The sequence below is a fragment of the Paracoccus sp. MBLB3053 genome, assembly GCF_031822435.1.
Taxonomy (GTDB): domain Bacteria; phylum Pseudomonadota; class Alphaproteobacteria; order Rhodobacterales; family Rhodobacteraceae; genus Paracoccus; species Paracoccus aurantius.
In genome coordinates this window covers 2,015,588-2,038,966 of sequence record NZ_JAVQLW010000001.1, presented here as the reverse complement: position 1 = coordinate 2,038,966, position 23,379 = coordinate 2,015,588, and the positions used below count along the sequence as shown (strand labels likewise).

Here is a 23,379-nt window from a genome sequence, read left to right as displayed (position 1 = left end):
AGAGACTTCTGTTCAACCGGTTGAGCTTTGCGAGAGAAGGGCCAGAGTTTCATAGGGCCAAGATACGGCCCCACGACTTACCACGTCAGATTGCAAAACATTGCAAATCATAGGTTTATCTGGCGCAGAGCCAGTTCTTGAGCGCGGTCTTGGTGGAGTAATAGCGACCGCCAGGCTTGCTGATCGGCGCATCCGTCTTTCTATGCCAACGGCGCACCGTGTCAATGCTTACCCCTGCCACGCGGGCGATTTCGGGCAGCCCCCACAGTTGCCGATCCGGCTCCAGAACCTCGTCTGCACGCCAGCGATCAAGCGGCGGATGCTCGGGTTTTTGGGTCATCCGTAAATCTCCAATTCCGTCATATCTTGCGCGCTGCTCCCCGCGCCGGTCCCCGCCATTAGGCCAAAGTTCCAGACCACCCCCGGTCATGCCCGACCACGCAGGCCCCCGCTGGCTTGCAGGTTCGCGAGACGCTGCCGCCGTTGCACTATCGTCGCCTCGACCTCGGCAGTGATGCCCATGCGTTCGGCCAACACCATCATCGTGCCACCGCTGACGGCCAGATGATCGTGAATGGCATCGAGCGCGGCATCGACATGGGCACGGTCATCTCGATCCGCCTGTTCGCTCGACCAGGACACAGCCATGGACGATGACGCCGGGGAAGCCGAGATTGAACGTGGCCAAGAGACGCGTGCCCCGCTCGCTAGGCGGGCCGTCGATGACGTTCAGCTTTTGGATGGTGAAATTAATGGGATCAGCCATGTCGGCCCTCGTTGCGTTGGCGTTGAACAGGCCCATGCCTCGAGGTCGAATTCTTCGAGATCTGGAAGGCACCGTTGCGCAGTCTTGTTCTGGTTTGGGTCTGCGTCACACGTCACACCCTTTATAGGGGGGTGTGACGGTTGTGACGGTAGCTTGACCGGCGTCACACTGGTCACTTGTGACGCGCTGTGACGGTTGTGACGCCTTATCCTCGGCCAAAACGCGCCAGACATAGTTGTCAACAATCCGGATCTGCTCTCTATCCTGAAGGCGTGTTCTTACGCGCCCAAAGGCTGTGCGTGCTGCGCTAGGACTGTCACCAGCCGACAGCGAATGCCGGTCGCACATCTCCCGCCAATTCTCGACAGACACCACTTGCCGGTTGGCAGGGAACATGTCGCTGTGCATCACCTTGCCATGCTGCGCGATCGCATCGGAAAGCGCCTGCAAGGCGATCTTGTCGGAGCCGTTGAGCCTGACGCGCTTGGCCGGTGCTTCGGTCGCCTCCACCACGGCAGAAGTCACCTTGTCGCCGTCCTCGTCGTGCCCGAGGAACACACCCTTGAGCCGATAGGCGAACACGCCGTCGCAGGGCATGTCACGTTGCTTGCGTGCCTCAGCCGTCACCACGTCGTCGGTGCGGGTCAGCTCGATCTCCGTATCGACTGCGGCCCGAAGACTCCCAGATCCTCGCGCGCCCTTGCTGGCGTCCTTGCCGCTGTGGTGGATCACCATCACATGCGCCCCGGTCGCCTCGCGCAGCAGGTCAATGCTCTTGATGAACATGCCCATGTCCTGGGCGGTGTTTTCGTCGCCTGCGCCCATGGTGCGGGCCAAGGTGTCGACCACGATCAGGCTTGGCATCTGGTCGACAACCTCGCGGATCGCATCAATCAGATAGCTGGCGTCCTCGGATGTGCAGAGGTCAAGCGGCGCGGGCAGCAAGGCAAAGTCGCTGTTGTCCTCAATTCGCTCCATCAGTTTGGGCTTGTCGCGGCGCATCGCCTCGATGCGGTTATTGATGCCGCTGCCACCTTCGCACGCGACATAGATCACCGGCCCGGCCCACTTCTCGCCGGTCGGGACGCGGTTGCCGTGCCAATCCTCGCCCGCGGCAACGTGCAAAGCCAGATCGAGTGCAAAGAATGTCTTGCCGACATTGCTCTCGCCATAAATGACACTGGACGCGCCACGGTCGAGCCAGCCTTTGACCAGATACCGGGACTTGAGAACCGGCTTGATCTTGTGCAGCGGGCGGATTGCTCCCGACAGGTCGAGCGCCCGACCGGTCAGATTCGCGTAGGAGCGCGGCCCAGCCGCCTGCATGTGCTTGCGGTCCAGGTCGGCCATCTCCGAAAAGTCATTTCGCTGCATCACCTTCATGCCGCATCCCCCCCGGTGATGTAGGTCAGGAACGCGGCCCGGTCAGCGCGGGATAGGCGGCGATAGCACGCCAGCATGTAAGCCTTGCGCTCGGGCGTCGTGGCGGTGTCGGCCCACCAGCCCGCCTCTTCCATCACGTCGATGTTGAAGGATTTGGGCCAGCCAGGACGGATCTGGTCGAGAATCGTTTCGAGGAACAACACGCGGTCCTCTGGCTCGCAATCCATCACCGATTCGATAACTTTGCTTGCCTTGGCCTGGCGATCTGCGTTGATCTCTGCCCAGTCCCAAAAGCTTTCGATTTCGACCTCGGTTGCGCCAGCTAGCGCGACCTGCGCTTTCTTTTGGGCGATCTGATCAGGGTCTCGGCTTGTCTTCGAATCCCAGCCGACAAGAAGTGGGGCACTGTCCTGACCTACCGGGAGAGCCTTGATGCGGTTCATGCGCGCCCCGTGGTCTTGGGGACGGGGAATCCGGCAACGCGCATGCTTTCCGCCAGATTGTCGAGTGCCTTGGCCTCGGCCAGCAAGGTGGCGTCGGTGGAAGATCCGTCTACGTCAGTGTATGCCCAGGCTAACGAATACGTCGCCCTCGAGGTCACGTCGATGCCAACTGCTAAGGAGTGCTGCACCCCTTCTGGGGCGCTAGGTCTGGGAAAGGCGGCAGCCTCGGCGCGGGTGATCTGCATGGCATAAGGGTCGCCGCCTCTCTCCAATAGATGGGTGAAAGCACGGCGCAGCACGGCTATTGCCTTGGGGTTCTCCACTCTGATCAGAATGCCGGACGTATCGTAATCGTAAGATTTTGTTGCGAACTTGCCGGCCAGTTCTTTTGCCCGTGATTTATTTGCTCGTCGCTCTGCCCGATTGAACCTCATTTTCACCTCACGCTGCGACAGGGCGCGAGGCCAGCCATTCGGCAACCTGATCTTCAGGCCAGCCAACGGCTTTGCGGGTGAGCTTGACGGGCTTCGGGAAATCGCCCGCATCCATCATTCGATAAATTGTCGAGCGGCTAAGGCCGGTCAGGGCCTCGACTTCGGTACGGCGGATATAGCGACGTGACATATGGTCATTCCTGCGCTGTTTTGGGTCAGTGCAGGAATGATTTGTGGAAAGCCTTCAGGTTGGGAATATTAGCAAAATACGCATTTCAGCATTCGATTTTTGCGGCTATTTTGCGGTAGACTTTTGCGCATCGTTCGCCATGGCCATAGCCCTGTCGAGCGTGTCAAGTGAGCCGCTGATTCCAGTCACTCGCTGAAGGTGCGCGAGGACGGCTTTGCGGTTTTTACCTTCGCTACCATTGGGGAACTCTGCCTTATAAGCCGCTGCGAACTTTCCGACTTTCGACGGCCTGCCCGGCCGACGACCTTCCTCACCGTCACCTATTCCGCACACTTTCTTCCAGTCGGGCTCGCTGCCGGTCGGCATTTTCCAACACACAGGACACCGGTCCAGCGGCTTCAATATATGGTATGCCGCTGCCCATTCATCCATATCAGGTGAGTCAGTGACGTCCCGCAAATCGATTGTGTAAAATAAATCCTCCACGAACATGAACGGATCTTTCAGGTGATCAATTATGCTTCTCCAGCCTTGCGGATCATCCTGGAAATCTCCATCGTAAACTTTACCACGCCGAACCACGATGGTTGATAGCTTTACAGAATTCCCGTTAGGGTGAGCGGCATATAAGTTTCCCTCCTCCGCGTTTAGAAAGCAGTTCATGAGCCAAACCTTATAGGCCAATTCTCGATCCCAGCCGAGATCTACGTTAAAATCTAGCCAAGATCTCTTTTCTTCCTGCTGGACGTCGTATTGATTTGGCGTCGCCAACCGCCACTGGCTAGAGATTTCGGCAAATTTCTCATAAATTTCAGCCAAGCTAATAAAACCGTCAGGGCACCACATCACCCAATCCTCACGACTTTGGCGCTCTCCTGCGCCAGATACATTGCCCATGCCTCGCCCAAGGCGCGGCGCTTATCCATCAGTTCCGAGCGGGCATAAGCCGCCTCGGCCTTGTCCTTGATCGTGTGCGCCAGCGCCGCTTCGGCCACCTCGCGGGGGAAGGTGGTCTTCTCCTGCGTCCACGTTCGGAAGGAGGTGCGGAAGCCGTGAATGTCGATGTCATAACCATTCTCGCGCACCAGCTTGAGCAGCGTGGCGTCGGAGAGCGGCTTGCCCTTCACGGTTCCAGGGAAGATCAGCGCGTCGGGATCGTCGCTGTTCGAGATCTCCTTGGCGAGCTTCAACACCTCGGCGCCGGCCTTCGACAGAGGGATGCTGTGCGGCTTCTTGGCCTTCATCACGTCAGCCGGCCGGGTCCAGACAGGGCCACCCTCGGCGTTCCAGTTCACCTGCCCCCATCGCGCTAGCCTGACTTCATTCGATCGGCTAGCCGTCAGCACCAGCAGGCGGAAAGCCAGCTTTGTCGAGACCCCTGCCCCGCTGCTTTCGACCACCTTCATGCAGGTCGCCACTTCGCCATACGGCAGCGCCTTGCGGTGCACCTTCTCTTGCTTATCCTTCGGCAGCGCCTGCGTGATTGCCATCGACGGGTCGTCTTGCCGCCAGCCCTTCGCGACGGCCCACTTCATCACCATGCCGATGCGCTGCTTGGTGCGCCGCGCCGTCTCGCGCTTCTCGTTCCAGATCGGGGCAAGGACAGCCAGCACGTCAGCCGTGCTCACGTCGCCGACCTTCATCTTGCCGATGCGCGGGAAGGCGTAGGTCTCCAGCGTCGAGATGAACTGCTGGCCATGCTTCTCATTGCGCCATGTCGGCAGGTGAAGCTTGTGGACCGTGTGCGCGGCTTCGGCGAATGTCGGGATCGCCTCGGCCTCCATGCGCGCCTTGAGCGGGTCCACCCCGTCGCGCACAGACCGCTTGTTCTCAAGCGCGATCTCTCGAGCCTTCGCCAATGTCACGACCGGAGGGCTACCGAGACCAAGCTCGCGCCGCTTGCCGTGGATCATGATCCGCTGCACCCAGAAGCGCGAACCGTTCGGCTTGACCATGAGGTAAAGCCCCATGCCGCCACTGTCGTGATACTTGCCCGGCTCAAGCGGGCTGCGGACAAGCGCGGCAGTGAGCCTATTGCCGGTCCTGCGGGTTGTGGTTTCCTGCAATCGATCCCCCAAGTGTTCCCCCAGCGTGATTGTGAAGGTATGGGACATAGCGGGAACATTCAAGACGCAAGTTTGGAAATTTTTTGTTTCAGTTCAAGATACTTAGGACCACTTGGGAAGGCGTGAGAAGGTGCATATGTGGACACCTCCTCCGCCACCTAACGGTCGAGACTGTCCAGACTGTCACGAAAACCCAGCAAAAACTGTACTACGACTGTCGAACCTGTCTGGATTAGTCCGAGGCAGTCGCGTTAGTTGCGTGGGACTGCGCGTTGGTTCGGAGGACAGTTTTGCCAAGGGGTGCGATTCACAAGTTGGGCAGCGGTGCCGTAAAATCATCGGGGCCTGGATTCCACGCCGATGGGGGCGGGCTTTACCTGAGCGTCAAGCCGGGGTCGAAAAGCTGGGCCTTCCGGTATTCCGAACCGGGCACGGGCCGCAGGCGCGAGATGGGACTTGGCAGCGCGGATACACTGCCACTGGCCGCAGCCCGCCGTAAGGCAGCAAAACTGCGCGAACAGGTCGCGCAGGGCATCGACCCCTTGGGCAAGCCCCCTGCCCCCGACAAGCACGGCGCTGGTCGGGGCATCACATTCGGGCAGGTCTTCGATTCGTATTACGAGGCCAACGCGCCTAGCTGGCAGAATGCCAAGCATCGGCAGCAGTGGCAGAACAGCGTGGGTAGGATCGTCTTCCTCAAGCTCGACCTCGATATCGTCGGCATTCGCCGGTTCAAGCGTGATGCGTGACGCCGACTTAGTGACAAAAAGTATCCGCAAGGCCACTAGGATGGAGACGTCGAGCTGATAATCATAACCAGCCAGCGCGGCAGTAGCACCGGTTGCGTCTGCTGGGATCGGAGTTGCTTTGATAGGCTCGGTCATCGAAACACACTTCATAAAAAAGGCCATCAAAGGCAGTAGTAAGGATCCTGAACATGCCAATCTTGGCGTGTGGGCGCGTGGGCTAAAGTGGCAACATGGATCACAGGGCTGTCGCTATTTTTGCAAAAGCGATGGGTAGAAGACTTTGGCTTGGCCGTCTCAGGCTGGTGCATGAAGCAATCCTGCAGCGTATCAATTGCTGACATTACTGCCTTCAATCCCAGGCCCCTCAATAAACAAGCCGATTGGCGGCACAATGGGGGCTGCCTGGAAGGGAGGTGTCTTGTGTTTAACTGCTGGAGACACGGGTGGACATTGCTCGACTCAACGTTGTAGCCGCACACGTAAGCGGCGCGCACGCTCCTTGAACGCCGCCTCGCCCCCTTCCAGAATGTCACATACCTGCCGGCGAATCTCTGAATCCTCGAGCCCGCCCGTCACATACGTGATCGGCGGCAATTCGCCGGGACTATGATGTCCGGCAGTCGCAACGATGATCTGATCAGCATCCGTATTGATGACCAGATTGGCGTTGTGCGTAACCATGATAACCTGACGTTTCGTCTTGGCGGATATGAACAGGCTGACCAGTTCGTCGAAAATCGACTTCGGATCAAGGTTCTCCTCGGGCTGGTCGATAATTAGGGGGCGGTGATCGGTGTCATCGAGCGCGAGGTAAAGAAGAAGCAGAACTATGCCGCGGGTGCCGGGCGACAGCTTGCTGATGTCGGTCCCTTCATAGTCAATGCTATATTCGATCTGGATGTGGTCGGTGCTGAACAGCCATTTAGCAAACCGCATCAGCCAGCTACGATATGCCGGAGCGTCATTGGCCGGAACCTTCGCGACAGCGGTCAACTCATCCTGCCAAGCTTCCGTGAAGAGCTTGAGCGCCTGACCAATCGCCGAGACGTCACCTCTCTCCCAAGCGGCACGCATATGCCGGTTGGCCCATTGTGCAATCGATCCCTTGCCTTTGAAATCGCCCGCCTGGCGAAGATCGAACAGCTGCTCACCCATTGCGGCCCACCTTCCTACATCGGCGCGGCGTGTCGCTGAAAAGGATAGTTTCCGCAATGTGCCTTCCGCGGTGTGCAAGCGATCCACCAGCGGTTGATAAAGATCTCGAAGAACCTGCTCCTCGGCGAGGATCGCTTCGAAGACGCGAAGGTAAGTGTCCTGGCGATCACCGCTGAGTTTACGCATCCTTTCCGCGGCACCTTCGCAGTCGGTGAGCGATGTCCGCAGCGACTCAATCTGTGCATTTTCCTCGGCTATCCGCCTTACGAGAGCCGTGAATTTGCTGGCCGTCTCGGTATCAACATTGATGAGACCTTGTAGCCGCTTCGCCTCAGCTTCGAGCATGGCCAACGGCGTCTTTTCAGGATCGGCTCCGTCGTCGAGGTAGGATTGCATTCGATCGAACAAGGGTTCCGGTGCCACCCCTCGCCATGCAGCCGTCCCCTTGCGCGCCTTTTCTAACTTCGCGCTCAGCGCTTCATCGACATTTCCATGGTATTCGAGAAGGAACGCATTCCAGTCACCTTCATCGAGGCGGGCGGCCACATAGCTTGCCTTGGTTTGGCGTAGGGCCTCGGGTGCCGTGTTCTGACGGAAAGCCTTCACCTCATCTTGCAGGCCGAGAACCGATGCCTCCTGATTGACGAAGAAGCGAAGGTATGACCGGACCTTCTCGGCGGCATTCACGATCTCCGTGAGCCTTGCTGCCCGTTCCTCGCTCCCCTTGACGACCAGCTTGCCGCGATCGGTCTCGAGGCCTTTCACGAGCTGTTCCTTTTGAAGGATCTGCTGTTTCAGACTTGGGACGCGAAGCCGCTTTTCGCGCTCCGAACCGATTTCATCTGATAGGGTTTCTATCGCCTCCTCCTCACGCTCGCGGGCAAGACGATGCCGCGAGGCTCTCATCTCGAGAAGCTCGGCGAAACTAAAGGTGCCGTCCTTGTCGGGGTGCGCTTCGAAAATAACCCGCTCGATCTCGGAGAGCAACGCGTCGGTGATACGGTCAGCCGAGCAGAGCTCTTCAACGAACTTTTGCGACAGGTAGCGAGCCCGCGGGAAGCGGCCATCCCGCTCGGGATCGTAGGTATAGTCAAGCATATCGCGGCGGGAGGGATCGCCAGAACCCCAACCTAGCTCGACACTGACCCCGCCCAAGAGGTCACCGGCACGAACGAGAAAAGAGGCGGCGCTGAGATTTTCCGATGCAGCATCGCAACCGGCAGCAATCGCATCCGCCAATGCCGTCTTACCAGATCCGCGTGCGCCGATGATCGCGACCAAGCCTGGGTTAAGTGATAGGAATGGCGTCTCTGCCCATGTCGCATTTTGAATTCCGATCGAGGCGATGACCTGTGAGGGCGTTGCCCGCGTCGGGGGTATCAGGCCGACATAGGCGCGGCCCGCAGGATCAATTACTGCCTGGCGCAACGTGTCGAACTGAGCCGCGCCCTTCACCCAAGAGTAGCGATCGCCATCTGGGGCGCCGATCCTCTGTGTCTCATGGGCATCGCTACCGTGAAGACATGGTTTCAGAGCACCATAGCGCTTACGGATATCGAAAGGTGTCGCGCTTGGCTTGCGACCGAGCCAGAAGTCACGCTGGCTGGCGCTGCTGGCGAAGATGATATGGGCAAATTTTTCCACTTCGGCGCGAAGCGCACCTTCAGACTCACCCCGAAGACCAGACGTCCCGTCGTGCTCGCTGCCGGCAACTGCGATGAGAATGTTTTCGTTCGCCCAACCGACAGCCCGGTAGACTTCAACCAGCTGTTCGAAATTGACCTTGAACTGTGTCGCGCCGCGCGCAAGCGCAGCCCGGCCCGACAAGCTCGCATCAACATTCATGCCCAAGCGGGTGAGGTCAGCAGGGGTGCAGGTGAAACGATCATCGTAGGCATCGAACGTCAATTGTTGCAGGAACCGCTGCGCCGCGCCGACGTGGTCGGGGTCTTCAGGACTGACAAGAAGGTGGCAATTCACCCAATTGCCCTTGATGGTGCCGAGGCCTAACCGCAACTCGATATTTGGAAAGATAAGGTCGACATTGGATAGGCGCCCATCGTTGGCCTTCGCCGCACTTACTTTCTCGTATGTGTCGAGGAGGTAGTAGTCTGTGACACCGAGTGCTCGGATACATGGTGTCGCAGCCTCTATCTTCTCGAGATACTCCTCCCAGGAATCGGCGCCCTTGAACTGGTCATTAAGCACGGTGCCAGGGGCATGAATATGCGGCTCCCAACGAAGCCATCGCGATCCTGAACTAAGCATTGCCTCTCCAAGCAGCATATCAAACTGCGATACAAAAACGTCATTAAGTATCGACCTGACGATACTTGAAAATCCTCATCTCTCAATCGATATATGCGGGATGTCTCCGCTGCTCAGCCGCTTTGATGCCTCGGCAGTAACGGGCTCTGAGGGCCAGCAAGATCCGCAATTTGGCTGTAACGGTTAAAATTTCGCTGCACGACGCCTGAACGGCCGCTTCGTTGAATGCCGCCATGCGGCATAGGCAAGGCTCGACCGACCGCCATGGGCCGCCCCGCGTGCGGTGCGTGTGACACAGATGAGGACAGCGAACCTGCCGGCTGCTGTGCCGCAGCACGTTGCTCGGAGCCATTGCTGACAATCAAAGCTGACACGGCGCGTGACCGATCCACAACCTAGCACGTTGCTGAAAAACGACGGGGTCGACGCTGGACGCAGAACATGATTCACGGTTCCTGCAAGACGAGAGGGAAAGTGGATGCGGGGATCGGACGAGGCGAGCGGTTCGCTCTTCAGCTACGTTGATCTTGAGCAGCGCATCCCTGCCCGGCATCCGTTGAGCAAGATCCAACAGGTGGTGAATGACGCGCTCGTCAGCCTCGATGGTGAATTCGATCGGCTTTATGCCATGGGCGGTCGACCGTCGATCGCACCTGAACGTCTGATCCGGGCCAGCCTGCTGTAAATCCTGTTCTCGATCCCTCCAAGCGGCAACTAATGGAACAGATGCAGTACAACCTGTTGTTCCGCTGGTTCGTCGGCCTCGGGATCGATGATGCAGTCTGGGTCCCGACGGTCTTCACCAAGAACCGCGACCGGCTGCTGACGATCGAGATGTCGCGCAAGGTAATGGCGGCAATCTAGGCGCATCGCGACGTGGCACCGCTATTGTCGGACGAGCATTTCTCGGTCGATGGCACCCGATGGCAGCCTGCAATCTTGCGCGCCTGCCCAGATTGCTCGCGTCATAATGCGGAGCCCGCCATTTCGGCGGGCCAACCGTCGGGTGCGCAGCCCTCACTGGCTATCGAAGAATAATCTTCCATCTGCCGTGCATTTTTCAGCGGCGTGCTGGATGACCGATGCTGCAGCTTGCAATCGGGTCGGCGCATGAGATGAAGTAACCCTTGAAACAATTCGCAAGCCGCTGTAGTTGTATGAGCACTGGTGAGGGCTATACTTACCGACGAGATAGCCAAAGTGTGTTTCCGGTCACTCCTGATGGCTTATAGCGGAAAAAACCGGATTAAGAGCAGCTTTGGTTTCCAAAGCTGCTCTTTCGATTATAAGGGTTCGCGGCTGTTTTCAAGTAACCCTGTAATCGCAGGCCGTTACCGAAGCCCTTTGAAAGGGATGCCGCCAAGTTTTTGAGCTGGCATGGCCGGGAATGCTGTATATCCGGGCCTTTTCACGTTTCGCCGAGTGTCGTCGTAATAGACAGATAAAATGCCGGAGATGAGAAACTGAAAGCTGTGATGCAACTCATCTTTCTCAAGTGACAGGTAAAAATATCTTGCCACGCCGCTGTCGGCTGTAGGACTCGTTGTTGGGCGGGCTTTGAAGACATACCAACCCGAAAGATCGCCGATGAAGCCGACCATATCATCGAACTTGGACCTGTCGGCGTAAAGATCTTGTAGCTTCTGGAAAATCTTCGTTTCCTTTGCCACTAATTTGTCAGCAAATTGCGAGCCCGCACCCACCAGGGCAAGAAATGGACCGCGACGGCGATCCTCTGGCTGGCCTTCATCCGAGCGGCAGATATGGCCTGCGGTTGCCAAGGCCCTACATTCGGCTGATAAATCTGCATCGCGCAGCGTTTTCTTTACCGACAGTACAGCAATGACGCCCTCAGGCGGCACGATTGCCGTCTCACCCATCCTCTGAAAAACCGGGTAGGTGCCGGTGTCATACACAATAATATCCAGTTGAGTCGAATGCTGGTCCGCTTCGTTCTTCCTGTTGCGCGTGTTCTTGCCTGTCTTAACTGCCGGCCGCAAAATAAAGCCAGTGAGCACTTCGAGATCCTTGGGAAGATATTTTTGCAGGTAATTGCGGAGCAAGGCTTCCACGTAGCGGCCATCCTCGCCGCGATGCTCCGCGCCTTCAAAGTGAGGGCTAGGCAGTAGAGTTTCGAATTGTCGGTACACCGCAAGGAGCGCCAGAACTTCCTGATTCCAGAAACCTTGGAGCCTCCGTCCGTCCATTGTGCGCTCCCCCCGACTCTAGTCGCGACCCCCAAGGCTAGTCGTAGCTTAAAGATCTGACAATGCGGTATTTCCGGGGCTTGAGCGCGCCTGATGTGAGCCGTCACCTACTGAGCGGCACGGGCTAGGCTCGATGCCACGATCAGAAAACGGAAGGGCAACTCGGGAGATTTCGCGCCTCGAATTGAAGCGTCCGCAATCTGCCCCTAGTCGAGACATTTCTTCGTTTTTCTCAGACCATAGCTTCTTCCGATTCGTGGGTGTTCATCTGGTGAGCGGTGAAGGTTGGCTCTCCGCCCGAAACCTCGATGTAGCGGTAGCTACTTGGCCCGCAGAACGCAGGTGCAACAACTGGTAACTCCGTCCGCATTGTAGTGCCGAGTCCTTAGCGTACGGCCGGCTGTTGGAGGGCCGGCCTTCCCATCTGGGGATCATGACACTCGCCTGAGCCAAACCTGTCAATTTCTGCCCCGCCCTTAGGATTAACTGGATGAGGCCAACGTAAGAACAAGTGCGCCAATACCTGAGAATGCGGATGCAGCATCCCAACCGTGCTCAACTAAGACCTTTACTAAGCTGTTCAGCCGAAAGTTCCTACGAAATTTGGCGCTACTTGGGTCCACCGTCCCTTGAGAGATCTTGGACCCGTTGATGATTTCCATAATTTGCCGTTCAACCTCTTCCATCGGGCCATTTGAGAGGTTTATTACAGCGCCATTTTTCCAGTCTGGCACGTCATCTTCTACCTCAATAGCAACCGCAGTCACGGAACTTCCGAGGTGAAAGCCTGGCATATTTTCTGTAAGAAATTCTTCCGCATCAACTAGAGCCTTAGGGTAATAATAACCTTGAGGTTTTGAGTTTCTTAGCTTCACTGCATGCCCGAGATCATCTCTATGGTTAGCGCCGTAAAATGAGAATCCAGGAACAAAAATGTCTAAGTCTCTGCCAGAGCTAAAGTGATAGTTGATAAAGTTTGCCGCAACTCGCCAAGGCACGCTCAATTCATCGTCGCGATAACGGCAAAAAAGAACGAGGGCAATGTAATTACCCTTGTCACGTTCCCCAATTCGTTCTTCGATATCTTTAATTGTAGCGGCGTCGATCATGGGGAGAAAAATCGCTTTCATGCTGAGGTCGAGGAGAGGTTGCCCGAGTACCAAGCCGACTGCAACGCGATTCTCTAGTTCTAACATCTTGCATCAACCGGGCATCGCATTGATGCGATATGACTTTCCACACCGAGTTGGCTTTGGTTGACGAATTTCCACTGCGGTATCCTGCACCCACGGTCGCTACGCCGCAGCAGCAAAAGGCAACTAAGTCCGCACTCCATACGTTCATTAGTTCGAGATGCTGCACCCCGTCTCGAATGGCGGTTTCGGTGAGTGCCGCCGCGCAGCATTGTACGAGACCGACCGGCCGGTAAGGGCCGTCACCTTCAGGCCCCAGCAGGAAACAACGCGATGCAGTTCGTACAGGCGACGCGGACGGATGAGGTCGCGATCATCCTTCGAGATGCCGCCTCCTTCCTCGTCCGGGTTTTGCGAATTCGCAGGGGTCGGCATCCTACAGGCCTCCCCGCGTACGGTTGTTGACCCAGGCTTCAACCTCGCTGCGCTTCCAGCCCACGGCGCGGGCGCCTAGACGCAGGGGCGACGGGAAGCGCCCAGCGCCGACGGCCCAGTAGATCCAGCTCCGTCCCATCCCCACCGTCGCGATGACGCGCGGAAGCCGCCAGATTTCTTCGGTCATTCATGGTCCTTTCAAGAAGTGTTTGAACCTCTCTGGACACATGACACGCGTGGGGTGCGGACTTCGTGGGGCTTTTAATGGGCGGTTTTTTTGTTTGTGTCCGCACCTTGAGGTGCGCAGGCACGATTCTAGCGGCGGCAGCTCGAAAGAGACTACGTCAGGGCGTCTCACTGAGGGGACAGCTCAGGCAGTCCTTGCGTTCGCCTCTCGGGAGGCAACAACGTGCAGCCACTTTGCAGACTTGGTCGCAAGCCTAGGGGCAAACAGGGAACGTCAGGCAGTCGAACCACGCGCATCGACAGCTTTACTAGGATGCGCCATCATCCTTTTTTCTGCTGCCGCGACCTCACCATCCGTGCTCTACTGGCAATCTCGCCTCCACGAACCGGCCCGATCGCGCTAGAGGTGCGCGACGGCTACAGCAGGTCCAATTCGCCTATGCCGAGGCCCGATTCCGGATACGGGCCTCTGAGCCAGATTTTTCGAATGACATCATAAGACTGTGGACGACGACGAAGCTGGACCATCGCCTGAGCGACTGCGTCACTTGCGCTGAACGCATTCGCACCCGGAGAGTCGTTGCGTGTTGGTTTCAGGTGGAATTTCTGCGCCACCTCACCCACTAGGTCGTGTATGTACTCGTCACGCAAGCTCGGAATTTTCGGCCTGCCTGAAATCGAGGGCGAACTGAGCCGACCGGTCAGAACGCCCATCAGAAACAAGCGTAGCTGTACCGGAAGCGGGGCGCCTTTTCCGAGAAGAAAGGTTGCATGGTGGTTGAGTATATCGAAGGACAATTTGTCCTCTGATGCCAGCTTTAGAAGCCGCGCGAGCTCTCGTTCGTATGGATCAGCGAAATGCAAGTCTCCGGTGGGCGAGCACCCTCGCTTGCATGCAAGTAGAATTGTCGGTTCGCTCAGATCCGCCGGATTGCCGTCCAGGCCTCTGAGTTGGGCTGAGCGTTGTTCTTCAAGTTCGACTATGCCGTCATGTGCATGCACAATCTGTGAAACCCACATGCCATCCTGTACTTCATCAAGAGCAGCTAATGTTTCTTGCAGTTCATCGACGACAAAAGAGACGATTTCCGGCCAAGGGAGCGAGTATATGAAGCGAGGGCTATCCCGTTACGGTGTGGACCGCAATGGACTCTTGAACAACGATATGACCCAAGGATAGTCATAAGGAACGCTCGAATGTCGTTGGCCTTTAGCGCGTCGCCAACGAGCTTACTAAGCTTCTATGCTGCCGACTCCGGCGCACTGCATTCGGACAGGCGCCCTATGGCTTCGTGTCCACCTTGGAAATGCGCCCTTTCGGAACTGAAACCCGAATCTTCCCCAAGCACGCCGGATATCGCACGCAACCGAGGAATTGCCCGTATCGCCCGCTGCGTTCAACCAGCCAGCCATCGCTGCATTCTGGACAGTTCGAGTAGCCGGCACCGCAGTCACATAGGGCCTCCGTTGTTCTCCCTGCGCGACGTGGCAGCGCTGTGCCACATGACGGACAGGCCGGGAGCAGGTTTCCGCAATGCTGGACATGCTCGCAGCGATACCAGATGCGACCGTCCTTCCCTGTGACGCCGAGCAATCGTCCACCGCATTTACCGCAGAGATAAGCCTTCGCTTCCGCGCCCAGCGCCGCTGCAATGCCGTAGGCCGGGTCGTTCCTCAGCTCGGTGACGAACGACGATGGTCGTGCTTTGGAAGCGAGGATTGTCAGCGTATGGCGCGCCCGCGTCATGGCCACATACATCACACGCCGCTCTTCCGCGTTCTGGAACGCTTCCTCCTCGGGCGAGACAAGCGACAGCAGGGGATCGTCGACGATCTCGGAGGGAAAGCCGGTCCTGCCGCTGTCGGCATTCAGGAGGATGACGTGATCCGCCTCGAGGCCCTTTGACGCATGAATGGTTTTGAAACTAATGCGCAGCTGCGGGAAGTCGTGCTTGAGACCACGCATGTCGGGTTCCAGGTATCGATAGCGCCCGAGCAGAAGCACACTTTCCGGCTGTGACCTCCCTTCAAGCTTGGTGGCTATTGCCTCGAGTACGCTGGATAGCCTCTGCTCATCCTCGCCTTTCGAGACGGTCACGATCCTAATCGCCGGTTCTGTTGCTGCCCCTGCGGGAACAATTTTCTTCTCGATCTGGGCTGGGTTGCGAAGGACAAAGGTCCTCGCCGCAAACGCTATCTGGTCGATCGACCGGAAGGTGCGGCCAAGATCGACCGTTCGGTGCACACCAGTTTGCCCGTCGAAGTTGCCGCCGAATTCCTCCCCGAAATGGCGCATCAGATGGATGTCGGACCCGGCAAAGCGGAAGATCGACTGCCAGTCATCGCCCACTGCAAAGATGCGCACATCGGGGTGTTGGGCCTTCAGTGCCTTCAGCAGCCGGGCACGGCTTTGCGAGATGTCCTGGAACTCGTCGACAAGGATGTGGCGGAACGGGCTGACATAGCGGCCGGTCTCGACATAGCGCGCGGCGCGCAGGATCATGTCCTCAAAGTCGATCCTTCCTCCCAACCTCTTCTGGTACTCCGCGAAGACCGGCGCGAAGACATCGAGGAATGCCCGGGCGCGCCTGCCCAATGTCATGCTTTCTGACTTCGCCTCACAGTCATCCAGAGTATAGCCACCACTCTTGAACTTGCGAAGAAAGGTTCCAAGCAGCTTGGAGAAGTCATCGACCTGCTTCAGCTCGACGATCCGGTCATAGATCGTGTTGGCCGGGAGGGGGTTCAGAGTGACGTATGGTGCCAACTTCTCGGCAAGGCCGGTCAGAAGGCGCCCCTCCTGCCGTTCGTAGCTGTAGGTCTCGATCAGGTTTGTCTCGTTCTCGGCGTGGATCTGCCGTTTCCATTCCATACCAGCGAGATACTCGTCGCGGTCGACGAAGGGCGCGGTGACCAACCGCTCGCGGCCGTCAGCCATCTTGTGGCGCCGCACGCCGAAATGTTCGATGTAGATGCCGCTTTCGGTCAGCCGGAAATCCGGCTGGTAATCGCGTCTGCCGGTTTTCGGGATCTTGTGCTCGTACAGAGGCTCGTACTCGTAGGCGACGCCATTTTCATAGAGCCAGTTGGCGATTTGCAGCTCTTCGTAGCTCTTGACCTTTTCTCCCTGCAGTGTGCGGAGGTCCTGCGCTTCCATGTGAGTGTAGAATTCGTGCTTGGTCTTGAACTCCCATTCGGTCTTCGGCTCGACCAAAAAATGCGCAAACCACTGGATGATCGCCTTCGAGACATCCGACAGCCGGTGGACAAGGTCCTTCAGGATCTGCTTGATCAGATTGGTAAAGGCGAGGTCGTCGGTGGCGTGGTCGGCCAGAGCAGGCTTTGACCCTTCCACGATACCGATGACGTCATAGGCAATCGCGTGGAAGGTCCGCGCCACGACAGGCCCCCCGGATCGGGCTTCGACACGCTCCGACATCTCTTCTGCCGCATTCTTCGCGAAGGCCAGAAGCAGGATTTCCTCTGGTTGTCGTATCCCCGCTTTGACCAGATAGGCCGCCTTCGCGGTGATGACGCTGGTCTTGCCAGATCCCGCGCCGGCCAAAACGAGGGTCGCATCTTCATCCACGACTACGGATAGCCGCTGCTCCGGTGTCAGCGGCTTACTCTCGATGGTATCGAAGAACTCATTCCAGCGTTCCAGTTCGGCAGTGACGAAGGCGGCGATACCCTTGGCTCGTGCCGTTCGCGGATCTGCGACGAACTTTCGGACAGGTGCAATGCGCGCGACCATCTCTGGACCGATGGCCTCGTCTTGCAGCTTCGAGAGGAGCGAAGCATCCAACCCGCGGGCTTCTTCGAGCAACGGCGCCATCTGACACGCGGCCGCATATCGAAGAGGTGCGCCCAGCGCATTGACGGCTGCTAGGATCCTCTCGAGACGCGCCGCTTCCTTATCGAGCACCGAAAGGTTGAATCGAACCCAAGCCTCCTTCACCTCTTCGGAGAATAGTCGGGCCGCCAAAGGGTCCGCGCCATTAAGCACGACATCGTCCTGGTCCTCCAGCCTCATGGTGACGACCGTTCCGAGTATCCCTTTCCGGAGAGCCGGAGGCCTCTTCAAAGATCGCAAGGACACGGAGGCGATGCTGTCTCGCCGCTTGACGCGCAGGTGATCGTCAGAGAGTTCGACGATCCGGACGCCATTGCCGAACGGGTTCCTCAGCAGTGCCAGCAGTCTACGTTGTTGCAGTAGAGACAAGGTCAGCGTTCCCAGTACCCTTTCCAGCTAGCGTGCCGCGCTATGAGATCGACTGCAACCTTAGTTGCGGCGCTTGGACTCGACCGCGGGCAACCGGCTCAGGCGGCACCACATCCGGGCGAGTAGCCACGATCAAGGATCATTGAAAATGTTCCTAGGCCGTTACGGTATTGGTGACTGACTGATCCGCGGGCCTATGCAGTGTTCAGACAGGCATGAAGATGACCCGGGCCGGCTTGCCGCAGCTCTGGTACGATCGCTTGGCAATGAGCGGACGCGATAGGACAGCGCGGGTGAAAATGGCAACCCAGCGGCGGGTGGAGCGGCGATGGAATTTCACCGCGGATAGGCAGAAAGGAACGGCGCTCCGACGAGATGCGTGGCATGCCTTCCAGCAGCATGCGGGTATAGGGGTGTTTCGGCGCATCGAACAACTCATCCGCTGGGGCAAGTTCCACCACGCGCCCAAGATACATGACCGCGACCCGGTCGCAGAGATGGCGTATCACCCCAAGATCGTGACTGATAAAGATCATGGCCAGCCCACTGTCTTGCCGGATCTTAATGAGCAGATTTATGATCTGAGCCTGGACCGAGACATCCAGCGCCGCCACCGCCTCGTCGCAGATCAGCATGTGTGGCTTCACAGCTAGTGCGCGCGCAACGCCGATCCGCTGCCGCTGCCCGCCCGAAAACTGGTGCGGATAGCGGCGCAACGCGTCCTCAGGAAGCCCCACACGTTCCAGCAGGTCCAACACGTATGGTCGCGCTTCGCGCCGAGCAACGATGCCATGCAGGATCGCCGCCTCTCCGATGATATCCTCGACTCGCAGGCGGGGGTTCAGCGATGACATCGGGTCCTGAAAAATCATCTGGACCTTCAGCGCGTCGCGAGTACGGCGCAGAAACGAGTCATAAACCTCGCCTCGGAAACGCCGGCTGCCCGAGGTCGTTGGCAGAATCCCCGCGATCATACGCGCCAGCGTAGATTTGCCGCATCCGGATTCTCCGACGATTCCCAGCGTCTCTCCTTCAGCCAGTTGCAGCGACACGCGATCCACCGCGCGCACCGCCAGCGGCTCGGCTCCGGTCCAGCGTTCGGTGAGTTGCTGAAACATACTGCGGGATCCGGCAAAGGTGCGGCTCATCGCCTCGGCTTCAAAGATGGGGGCGGTCACGAGTTCATTCCTCATGCGGATGGACGCACCAAATGCGATGCGTGGGCGATGTCTCGGCGACCGGTACCAGCACCTTACACGCGTCGGTGGCCCGGTCGCAGCGCCCGGCAAACGGACAACCCGGCCCCAAGGAGAGGATCGAGGGCATCGTCCCCGCTATCTGTTTCAGCATCGTTCCCGGCGCATTGCGCGAAGGCACGGATTCGAGAAGTTTCCGAGTATATGGATGGCGCGCGCTGCCGATTATCTCGGTAGTCGTGCCGATCTCCATCACCGCGCCCGCATACATCACCATGATCCGGTCGGCGAGTTCGGACAACGTCGCGAGATCATGGGAAATCCAGATCATCCCCAACCCGCGTGCGTCGATCTGGCGGCGCATCTCGTAGATGATCTGTGCCTGTATCGTCACGTCAAGCGCGGTGGTCGGCTCGTCCGCGATAATCAGTTCCGGCTCCATCAGCAGCGCGATGGCGATGACGATACGTTGCCGCATCCCGCCCGAGAACTCGTGTGGATAGGCGTCCAGCCGCTCCTGCGGCGACGGGATGCCTACCGCCTTCAGCGCCTCAATGCAGCGCCGCTCCATCTCTCGACGTGGCACCCGTTCGTGCGAAGATATTGCCTCGAACATCTGCTCGCGGATGCGCAGTAGCGGGTCCAGTGTCATCAACGGGTTCTGAAAGATCATCGCAATGCGCCGCCCGCGATAATGGCGCATCTCCTCGAAGCTCAGCCGAGTCAACTCCTCGCCATTCAGTCGGATCGAGCCGGATTCGATCCGGCCCGGATCATCGACCTGTCCCATGATCGACATGCCGGTGACCGACTTGCCCGAGCCGGATTCCCCGACAATGCCCAGAACTTCGCCCTTTCGCAGGTCGAATGACACGTCGCGCACGGATTTCACCACGCCGGCGCGGGTGTGAAACCAGGTGTTCAAACAGTCGACGGCAAAGAACGGCTCTGAGGTCATCGGCGCGTTCATCGTTCCAGCCTCGGGTTGTTCAGATCGCGAAGGCGGTCACCGAGCAGGTTCATGGCGACGATCATCACCAGCAGCGCGATGCCCGGATAGATGCTGATCCAGTACTTGTGCGAGAAGATGAACTCGTAGCCGTTGGCGATGAGCATACCGAGCGAGGGCCTTGTCACCGGCAGGCCGATGCCCAGAAAGCTCAGCGAGGATTCCAGCGAGATTGCGGCCGCGATGTTCAGGGTGAAGAGCACGATGACCTGTGGCAGGCAGTTCGGCAATACATGGCGGACCATCGTGCGCGTGGGCGAAAGGCGCAGACAGCGGGCGGCCTCGACATATTCCTTGCCCAGTTCGCTCAGCGCGACGGATCGCGTCGTGCGGGCGTAATAGCACCATTGCACAAGGACGATCGCGACGATGACCTTGCCCACGCCGCTGCCCAATATGGCCAGGATGGCAAGACCGACCAGCAGCGCCGGGAAGCCCAGCATGAAATCCACCGCGCGCATGATCAGGGCATCGGTGACGCCGCCGCGCCATGCCGCAAAAAGGCCCAGCGCTGTTCCGATCACCATGGCACCGCCAGCCGCGACCAGCCCGACGAGAACGCTGATCCGGATGCCGTAGAGGATGGCGGACAGCATGTCGCGACCGAAACTGTCAGTCCCGAGAAGGAAGACGAGCCCTGTTTCCCGCGGTTCGGCGCGCGCGATGGCCATGATGTCGAAGGATGCGGGGAGTGCCGTGTCCGAGGTAAGGCGCACGGTCGATCCCGCAGGGTTCCGAACCGTCCACCACGGCCGGACCGGATGTTTTCTCCCGCCCTCGACCGTGACCCCGCGAGGCAGATCGCGAAGCTCAAGGCTGGATAACGCGACACCCTCGGGCAGAGCGGAAAGATCAAGGCACCCTTCCCCGCAGATCGCCGCCCGAAAACTGGTGACGGCAGAACCAGCGGCCGAGACCGATGCGACCTGGCCGTCAGCGATGCGGATGTCGGTCCGAAGTTCCTCGCCCGGTACCACTTGCGCCGAGCCGGTGGGTTTAAGCGCGTCAGAGAGTTGCAGCTTCGACAGGTCATATGGGTTGGTCGGCGCGATCAGCGGAGCAAAGATGGCGCACAGGATGCAGACAAGCGTTATGGCGAGGCTCAGCACCGCAAGCGGACTTTCGGCGAAACGCCGGGCGTAGTCGGTGAAAGAGGTGTTCATACCGCCCGCCTTCCCATGGCCGAGCGCACGCGCGGGTCAATGACCATGTAGAGGATGTCGACCATGAAGTTGATGAAGATGAAGAGAAGCGCGGTATAGGTCAGCTGCGCCACGATCATCGGACGGTCCAGCACTCTGATTGAATTGATCAGCAGCTTGCCCAGTCCTGGCCACGAGAACACTGTCTCCGTTATCACGCCATAGGCCAGCAGGTTGCCGAGTTCGATCCCCACGACGGTAATCAGCGGGATCAGTGCGTTACGGAAGATGTGGCGCCACACGACCTTTCGCGTCGGAACCCCCTTGGCATAAGCGTATTTCACGAAGTCCACGCGGGTCAGTTCCATCGTCGCGGCGCGCGTGACGCGGATCAGCAGCGACATCTTGAGCAGTGCAAGACTTATGGCCGGCAGGATCACGTGCCACCAGCCGTCCAGCGTCCAGAGCGAGGATGTGATGCCGAACCGTGTCGCGACGTCGCCCCTGTCCCCCACCGGAACCAGAGGGATCGTCAGGCCAAATGCGATGATCAGCAGCATCCCTTGCCAGAATGTAGGGATGCTGACCCCGATCAGCGAAAACCCCATAATAGATTTCGCGCCGAGGGAGTTCGGCTTTAGCCCGGCATAAAGGCCCGCGGGAATCGAGATGGCCATCGCAATGACGAAGGCGACCATGGCCAGTTCGATGCTGGCCGGGAGCCGCTGGAGCAGGATGTCGGTCACCGGCTCGTGGTAGACGAAAGACGTGCCCCAGTCGCCTTGCATCGCATTGCCGAGAAAGATCAGGTATTGCTGCCAGAGTGGCTTGTCGAGGCCGAGGCTGCGGATCGCCGCCAGTCGCTCTGCCGGGCTTGCCTCGGATGAGATCAGCACGTCCACCGGATTGCCGATCATCCAGACCCCGACGAACAGCACGATGGAAAGGACCAGCACGACGATAAGGCTTTGTCCCAACCGTTTCAGAGCGAAATTCAGCATGGCGGCTCCACGTGCAGCAAGCGTTCCGCAGGTGTCGGAAGCGTGCCATTCGCGGCGCGCTCGGCCAAAGCGCCGAAGTGAAGCGCATACTCGGCGCAGATCCCGTTGCTGCCGCCACCGGAAAGGCGTCTGTCGATCTCTGCGCGCAGTTCCCCTCCGCCCGGCAAGCTTGCGATCTGCTCCATAAACGCCCGCCCCCCGTCTGCCGCACTAACGGCAATGTCATGGACCTTCTCATGCGCTGTATGCTTGCCCAGTGTGCGCCCCAACTGCATCATGGCGAGTTCGCCGTGGATCGCGCCATGCGAAAGGTTCAGATTCACCAGCATGCGTGCGGGATCGACGACGAGATCACGCAGCATCGCCTCGGTCCTGACCAGAACGTCGGCCATGGCGCCGATCGCATCGGGCATGGCGTCCTCGAAGATCTGGTTCGCCGAACCGTCGGATTCGAAAGGCCTGTGCGCCAGGGACATCAGCATCCCTGCCAGCGCGTAAAGCCGCTCTGCCCCGGCGATGATACCATAGGCGAGGATCGGATTGATTTTTTGCGGCATAGTGGACGAGCCGATCGAACCGGCGACGCGACCTTCGTGGATCTCGTCATATTCTTCCGCGCTGGTCTGATAGACTTCCTCGGCGATACGGTGACAGACAGCGGCAGCAAGGCCCAGCGCGTTCATGTAGTCGCACATGTGCGTCCGGATCGCGCGCGACGGGATCGCCATTTCACCCATGCCAAGAAGTTGCGCCACCTCGCGCTGGAACGCCGGCCCTTGCGGACCGAGGGCGGAAAAGCAGCCCACCGCACCGCCCGACATCACGACAAAGGCGCGGGCCCTGACCTCGTTCAGGCGATCGATGGCCTGCAGCAGTTCATCGATCCATACGGCGACCTTGAAACCGAAAGTGATGGGAACGGCATGGCGATAATGCGTTCGCCCCGCCATGGTCGTTGTCGCGTGCGCGCGGGCATGACGACCGAGATGCGCCAGTATCTCGGACAGAAGTTCGTCGAGCGTTGCCTGCGCTCTTTGCGCGAGCAGCAGGATGCCGCTTTGGATGACGTTCTGCGTCGTGATGCCCCAGTGCACGTAACCGCCATGTGGCTCTCCCACGACACGGACAAGTTCATTGATCAGCGGCATCAGCGGGTGCCGGGTGGTCGCGAAGCCCATCTCGATGCGCGACCTGTCCAAACGCTCGACATTGCAGGCCGCTGCGATGGCGGCCGCAGAGTTCGCCGGGATCATCCCGAGTTTCCCTTGGGCAAGGGCCACGGCGCGTTCCACGTCCAGAAAGGCCTGATAGATCGCCTCTGGTGCAAAGGCGGCGCGCAATCCGCGATAATCCAGCTGCGCCGACAGCCTGTCGTTGAAGTCGATGCCCATATT

21 protein-coding genes and 1 pseudogene are annotated in these 23,379 nt (G+C 58.8%); 2 read left to right on the top strand and 20 right to left on the bottom strand.

Annotated elements, in window-relative coordinates; all coding sequences use genetic code 11:
- Positions 1–115 precede the first annotated feature (115 nt).
- From RGQ15_RS10195 to RGQ15_RS10155, 9 genes are all read right to left on the bottom strand, one after another.
- Positions 116–340 (bottom strand): MerR family transcriptional regulator, encoded by a 225-nt coding sequence (locus RGQ15_RS10195; protein WP_311160109.1) that lies wholly within the window; start codon positions 338–340, stop codon positions 116–118.
- 86 nt (positions 341–426) lie between these two features.
- A complete protein-coding gene (locus tag RGQ15_RS10190) occupies positions 427–648 on the bottom strand; it encodes a hypothetical protein (RefSeq protein ID WP_311160108.1) in 222 nt (73 codons plus the stop codon).
- On the bottom strand, positions 608–766 hold the full coding sequence (locus RGQ15_RS10185) for a hypothetical protein (RefSeq protein WP_311160107.1): 159 nt from the start codon (positions 764–766) through the stop codon (positions 608–610). The genes RGQ15_RS10190 and RGQ15_RS10185 overlap by 41 nt, the downstream gene beginning before the upstream one ends.
- A gap of 105 nt (positions 767–871) precedes the next feature.
- Positions 872–2,149, bottom strand: a complete 1,278-nt coding sequence (locus RGQ15_RS10180) for an AAA family ATPase (RefSeq protein WP_311160106.1) — start codon at positions 2,147–2,149, stop codon at positions 872–874.
- Complete coding sequence (locus tag RGQ15_RS10175; protein ID WP_311160105.1) at positions 2,146–2,592, bottom strand: hypothetical protein; 447 nt, start codon at positions 2,590–2,592, stop codon at positions 2,146–2,148. Before RGQ15_RS10175 ends, RGQ15_RS10180 begins: the two co-directional genes overlap by 4 nt.
- Positions 2,589–3,026 (bottom strand): hypothetical protein, encoded by a 438-nt coding sequence (locus RGQ15_RS10170; RefSeq protein ID WP_311160104.1) that lies wholly within the window; start codon positions 3,024–3,026, stop codon positions 2,589–2,591. Before RGQ15_RS10170 ends, RGQ15_RS10175 begins: the two co-directional genes overlap by 4 nt.
- 7 nt (positions 3,027–3,033) lie before the next feature.
- Entirely contained in the window at positions 3,034–3,216 is a 183-nt protein-coding gene (locus RGQ15_RS10165) for a helix-turn-helix transcriptional regulator (protein ID WP_311160103.1), read from the bottom strand.
- A gap of 105 nt (positions 3,217–3,321) precedes the next feature.
- On the bottom strand, positions 3,322–4,062 hold the full coding sequence (locus RGQ15_RS10160; RefSeq protein WP_311160102.1) for a hypothetical protein: 741 nt from the start codon (positions 4,060–4,062) through the stop codon (positions 3,322–3,324).
- The gene (locus RGQ15_RS10155) at positions 4,062–5,282 is read right to left on the bottom strand and encodes a tyrosine-type recombinase/integrase (protein WP_311160101.1); all 1,221 of its coding nucleotides are present in this window, start codon (positions 5,280–5,282) and stop codon (positions 4,062–4,064) included. Before RGQ15_RS10155 ends, RGQ15_RS10160 begins: the two co-directional genes overlap by 1 nt.
- A gap of 314 nt (positions 5,283–5,596) precedes the next feature.
- Between RGQ15_RS10155 and RGQ15_RS10150 the strand changes: the two genes are divergently transcribed.
- Positions 5,597–6,031, top strand: a complete 435-nt coding sequence (locus RGQ15_RS10150) for an Arm DNA-binding domain-containing protein (protein WP_311160099.1) — start codon at positions 5,597–5,599, stop codon at positions 6,029–6,031.
- Positions 6,032–6,490: 459 nt separating this feature from the next.
- Here RGQ15_RS10150 and RGQ15_RS10145 read toward each other — a convergent pair whose 3' ends face one another.
- Entirely contained in the window at positions 6,491–9,454 is a 2,964-nt protein-coding gene (locus tag RGQ15_RS10145) for a TrlF family AAA-like ATPase (protein ID WP_311160098.1), read from the bottom strand.
- A 478-nt stretch (positions 9,455–9,932) separates the two neighbouring features.
- Here RGQ15_RS10145 and RGQ15_RS10140 point away from each other — a divergent pair.
- Positions 9,933–10,315 (top strand): annotated as a pseudogene (locus tag RGQ15_RS10140) (transposase); the annotation flags it as partial.
- A gap of 470 nt (positions 10,316–10,785) precedes the next feature.
- Here RGQ15_RS10140 and RGQ15_RS10135 read toward each other — a convergent pair.
- The 10 genes from RGQ15_RS10135 to RGQ15_RS10090 all read right to left on the bottom strand — a co-directional run bounded on the left by RGQ15_RS10135 (position 10,786) and on the right by RGQ15_RS10090 (position 23,376).
- Complete coding sequence (locus tag RGQ15_RS10135; RefSeq protein WP_311160097.1) at positions 10,786–11,661, bottom strand: DUF6602 domain-containing protein; 876 nt, start codon at positions 11,659–11,661, stop codon at positions 10,786–10,788.
- 482 nt (positions 11,662–12,143) lie between these two features.
- Positions 12,144–12,857: a hypothetical protein gene (locus RGQ15_RS10130; RefSeq protein WP_311160096.1), complete on the bottom strand. Its 714-nt coding sequence runs from the start codon at positions 12,855–12,857 to the stop codon at positions 12,144–12,146.
- A 373-nt stretch (positions 12,858–13,230) separates the two neighbouring features.
- Positions 13,231–13,416 carry a helix-turn-helix transcriptional regulator gene (locus RGQ15_RS10125; protein WP_311160095.1) on the bottom strand — a complete coding sequence of 62 codons (186 nt, stop codon included), beginning with the start codon at positions 13,414–13,416 and terminating at the stop codon, positions 13,231–13,233.
- 416 nt (positions 13,417–13,832) lie between these two features.
- Positions 13,833–14,435, bottom strand: coding sequence for a hypothetical protein (locus RGQ15_RS10120; protein ID WP_311160094.1), 603 nt, complete (start codon positions 14,433–14,435; stop codon positions 13,833–13,835).
- Positions 14,436–14,697: 262 nt separating this feature from the next.
- Positions 14,698–17,448 carry a UvrD-helicase domain-containing protein gene (locus RGQ15_RS10115; RefSeq protein ID WP_409201337.1) on the bottom strand — a complete coding sequence of 917 codons (2,751 nt, stop codon included), beginning with the start codon at positions 17,446–17,448 and terminating at the stop codon, positions 14,698–14,700.
- A 383-nt stretch (positions 17,449–17,831) separates the two neighbouring features.
- On the bottom strand, positions 17,832–18,815 hold the full coding sequence (locus tag RGQ15_RS10110) for an ABC transporter ATP-binding protein (RefSeq protein ID WP_311160092.1): 984 nt from the start codon (positions 18,813–18,815) through the stop codon (positions 17,832–17,834).
- Positions 18,816–18,819: 4 nt separating this feature from the next.
- Positions 18,820–19,791, bottom strand: a complete 972-nt coding sequence (locus RGQ15_RS10105) for an ABC transporter ATP-binding protein (RefSeq protein WP_311160091.1) — start codon at positions 19,789–19,791, stop codon at positions 18,820–18,822.
- Between the two features lie 8 nt (positions 19,792–19,799).
- Entirely contained in the window at positions 19,800–21,005 is a 1,206-nt protein-coding gene (locus RGQ15_RS10100; RefSeq protein WP_311160090.1) for an ABC transporter permease, read from the bottom strand.
- Positions 21,002–21,985, bottom strand: a complete 984-nt coding sequence (locus RGQ15_RS10095; RefSeq protein ID WP_311160089.1) for an ABC transporter permease — start codon at positions 21,983–21,985, stop codon at positions 21,002–21,004. The genes RGQ15_RS10100 and RGQ15_RS10095 overlap by 4 nt, the downstream gene beginning before the upstream one ends.
- Complete coding sequence (locus tag RGQ15_RS10090) at positions 21,979–23,376, bottom strand: lyase family protein (protein ID WP_311160088.1); 1,398 nt, start codon at positions 23,374–23,376, stop codon at positions 21,979–21,981. Before RGQ15_RS10090 ends, RGQ15_RS10095 begins: the two co-directional genes overlap by 7 nt.
- Positions 23,377–23,379 lie beyond the last annotated feature (3 nt).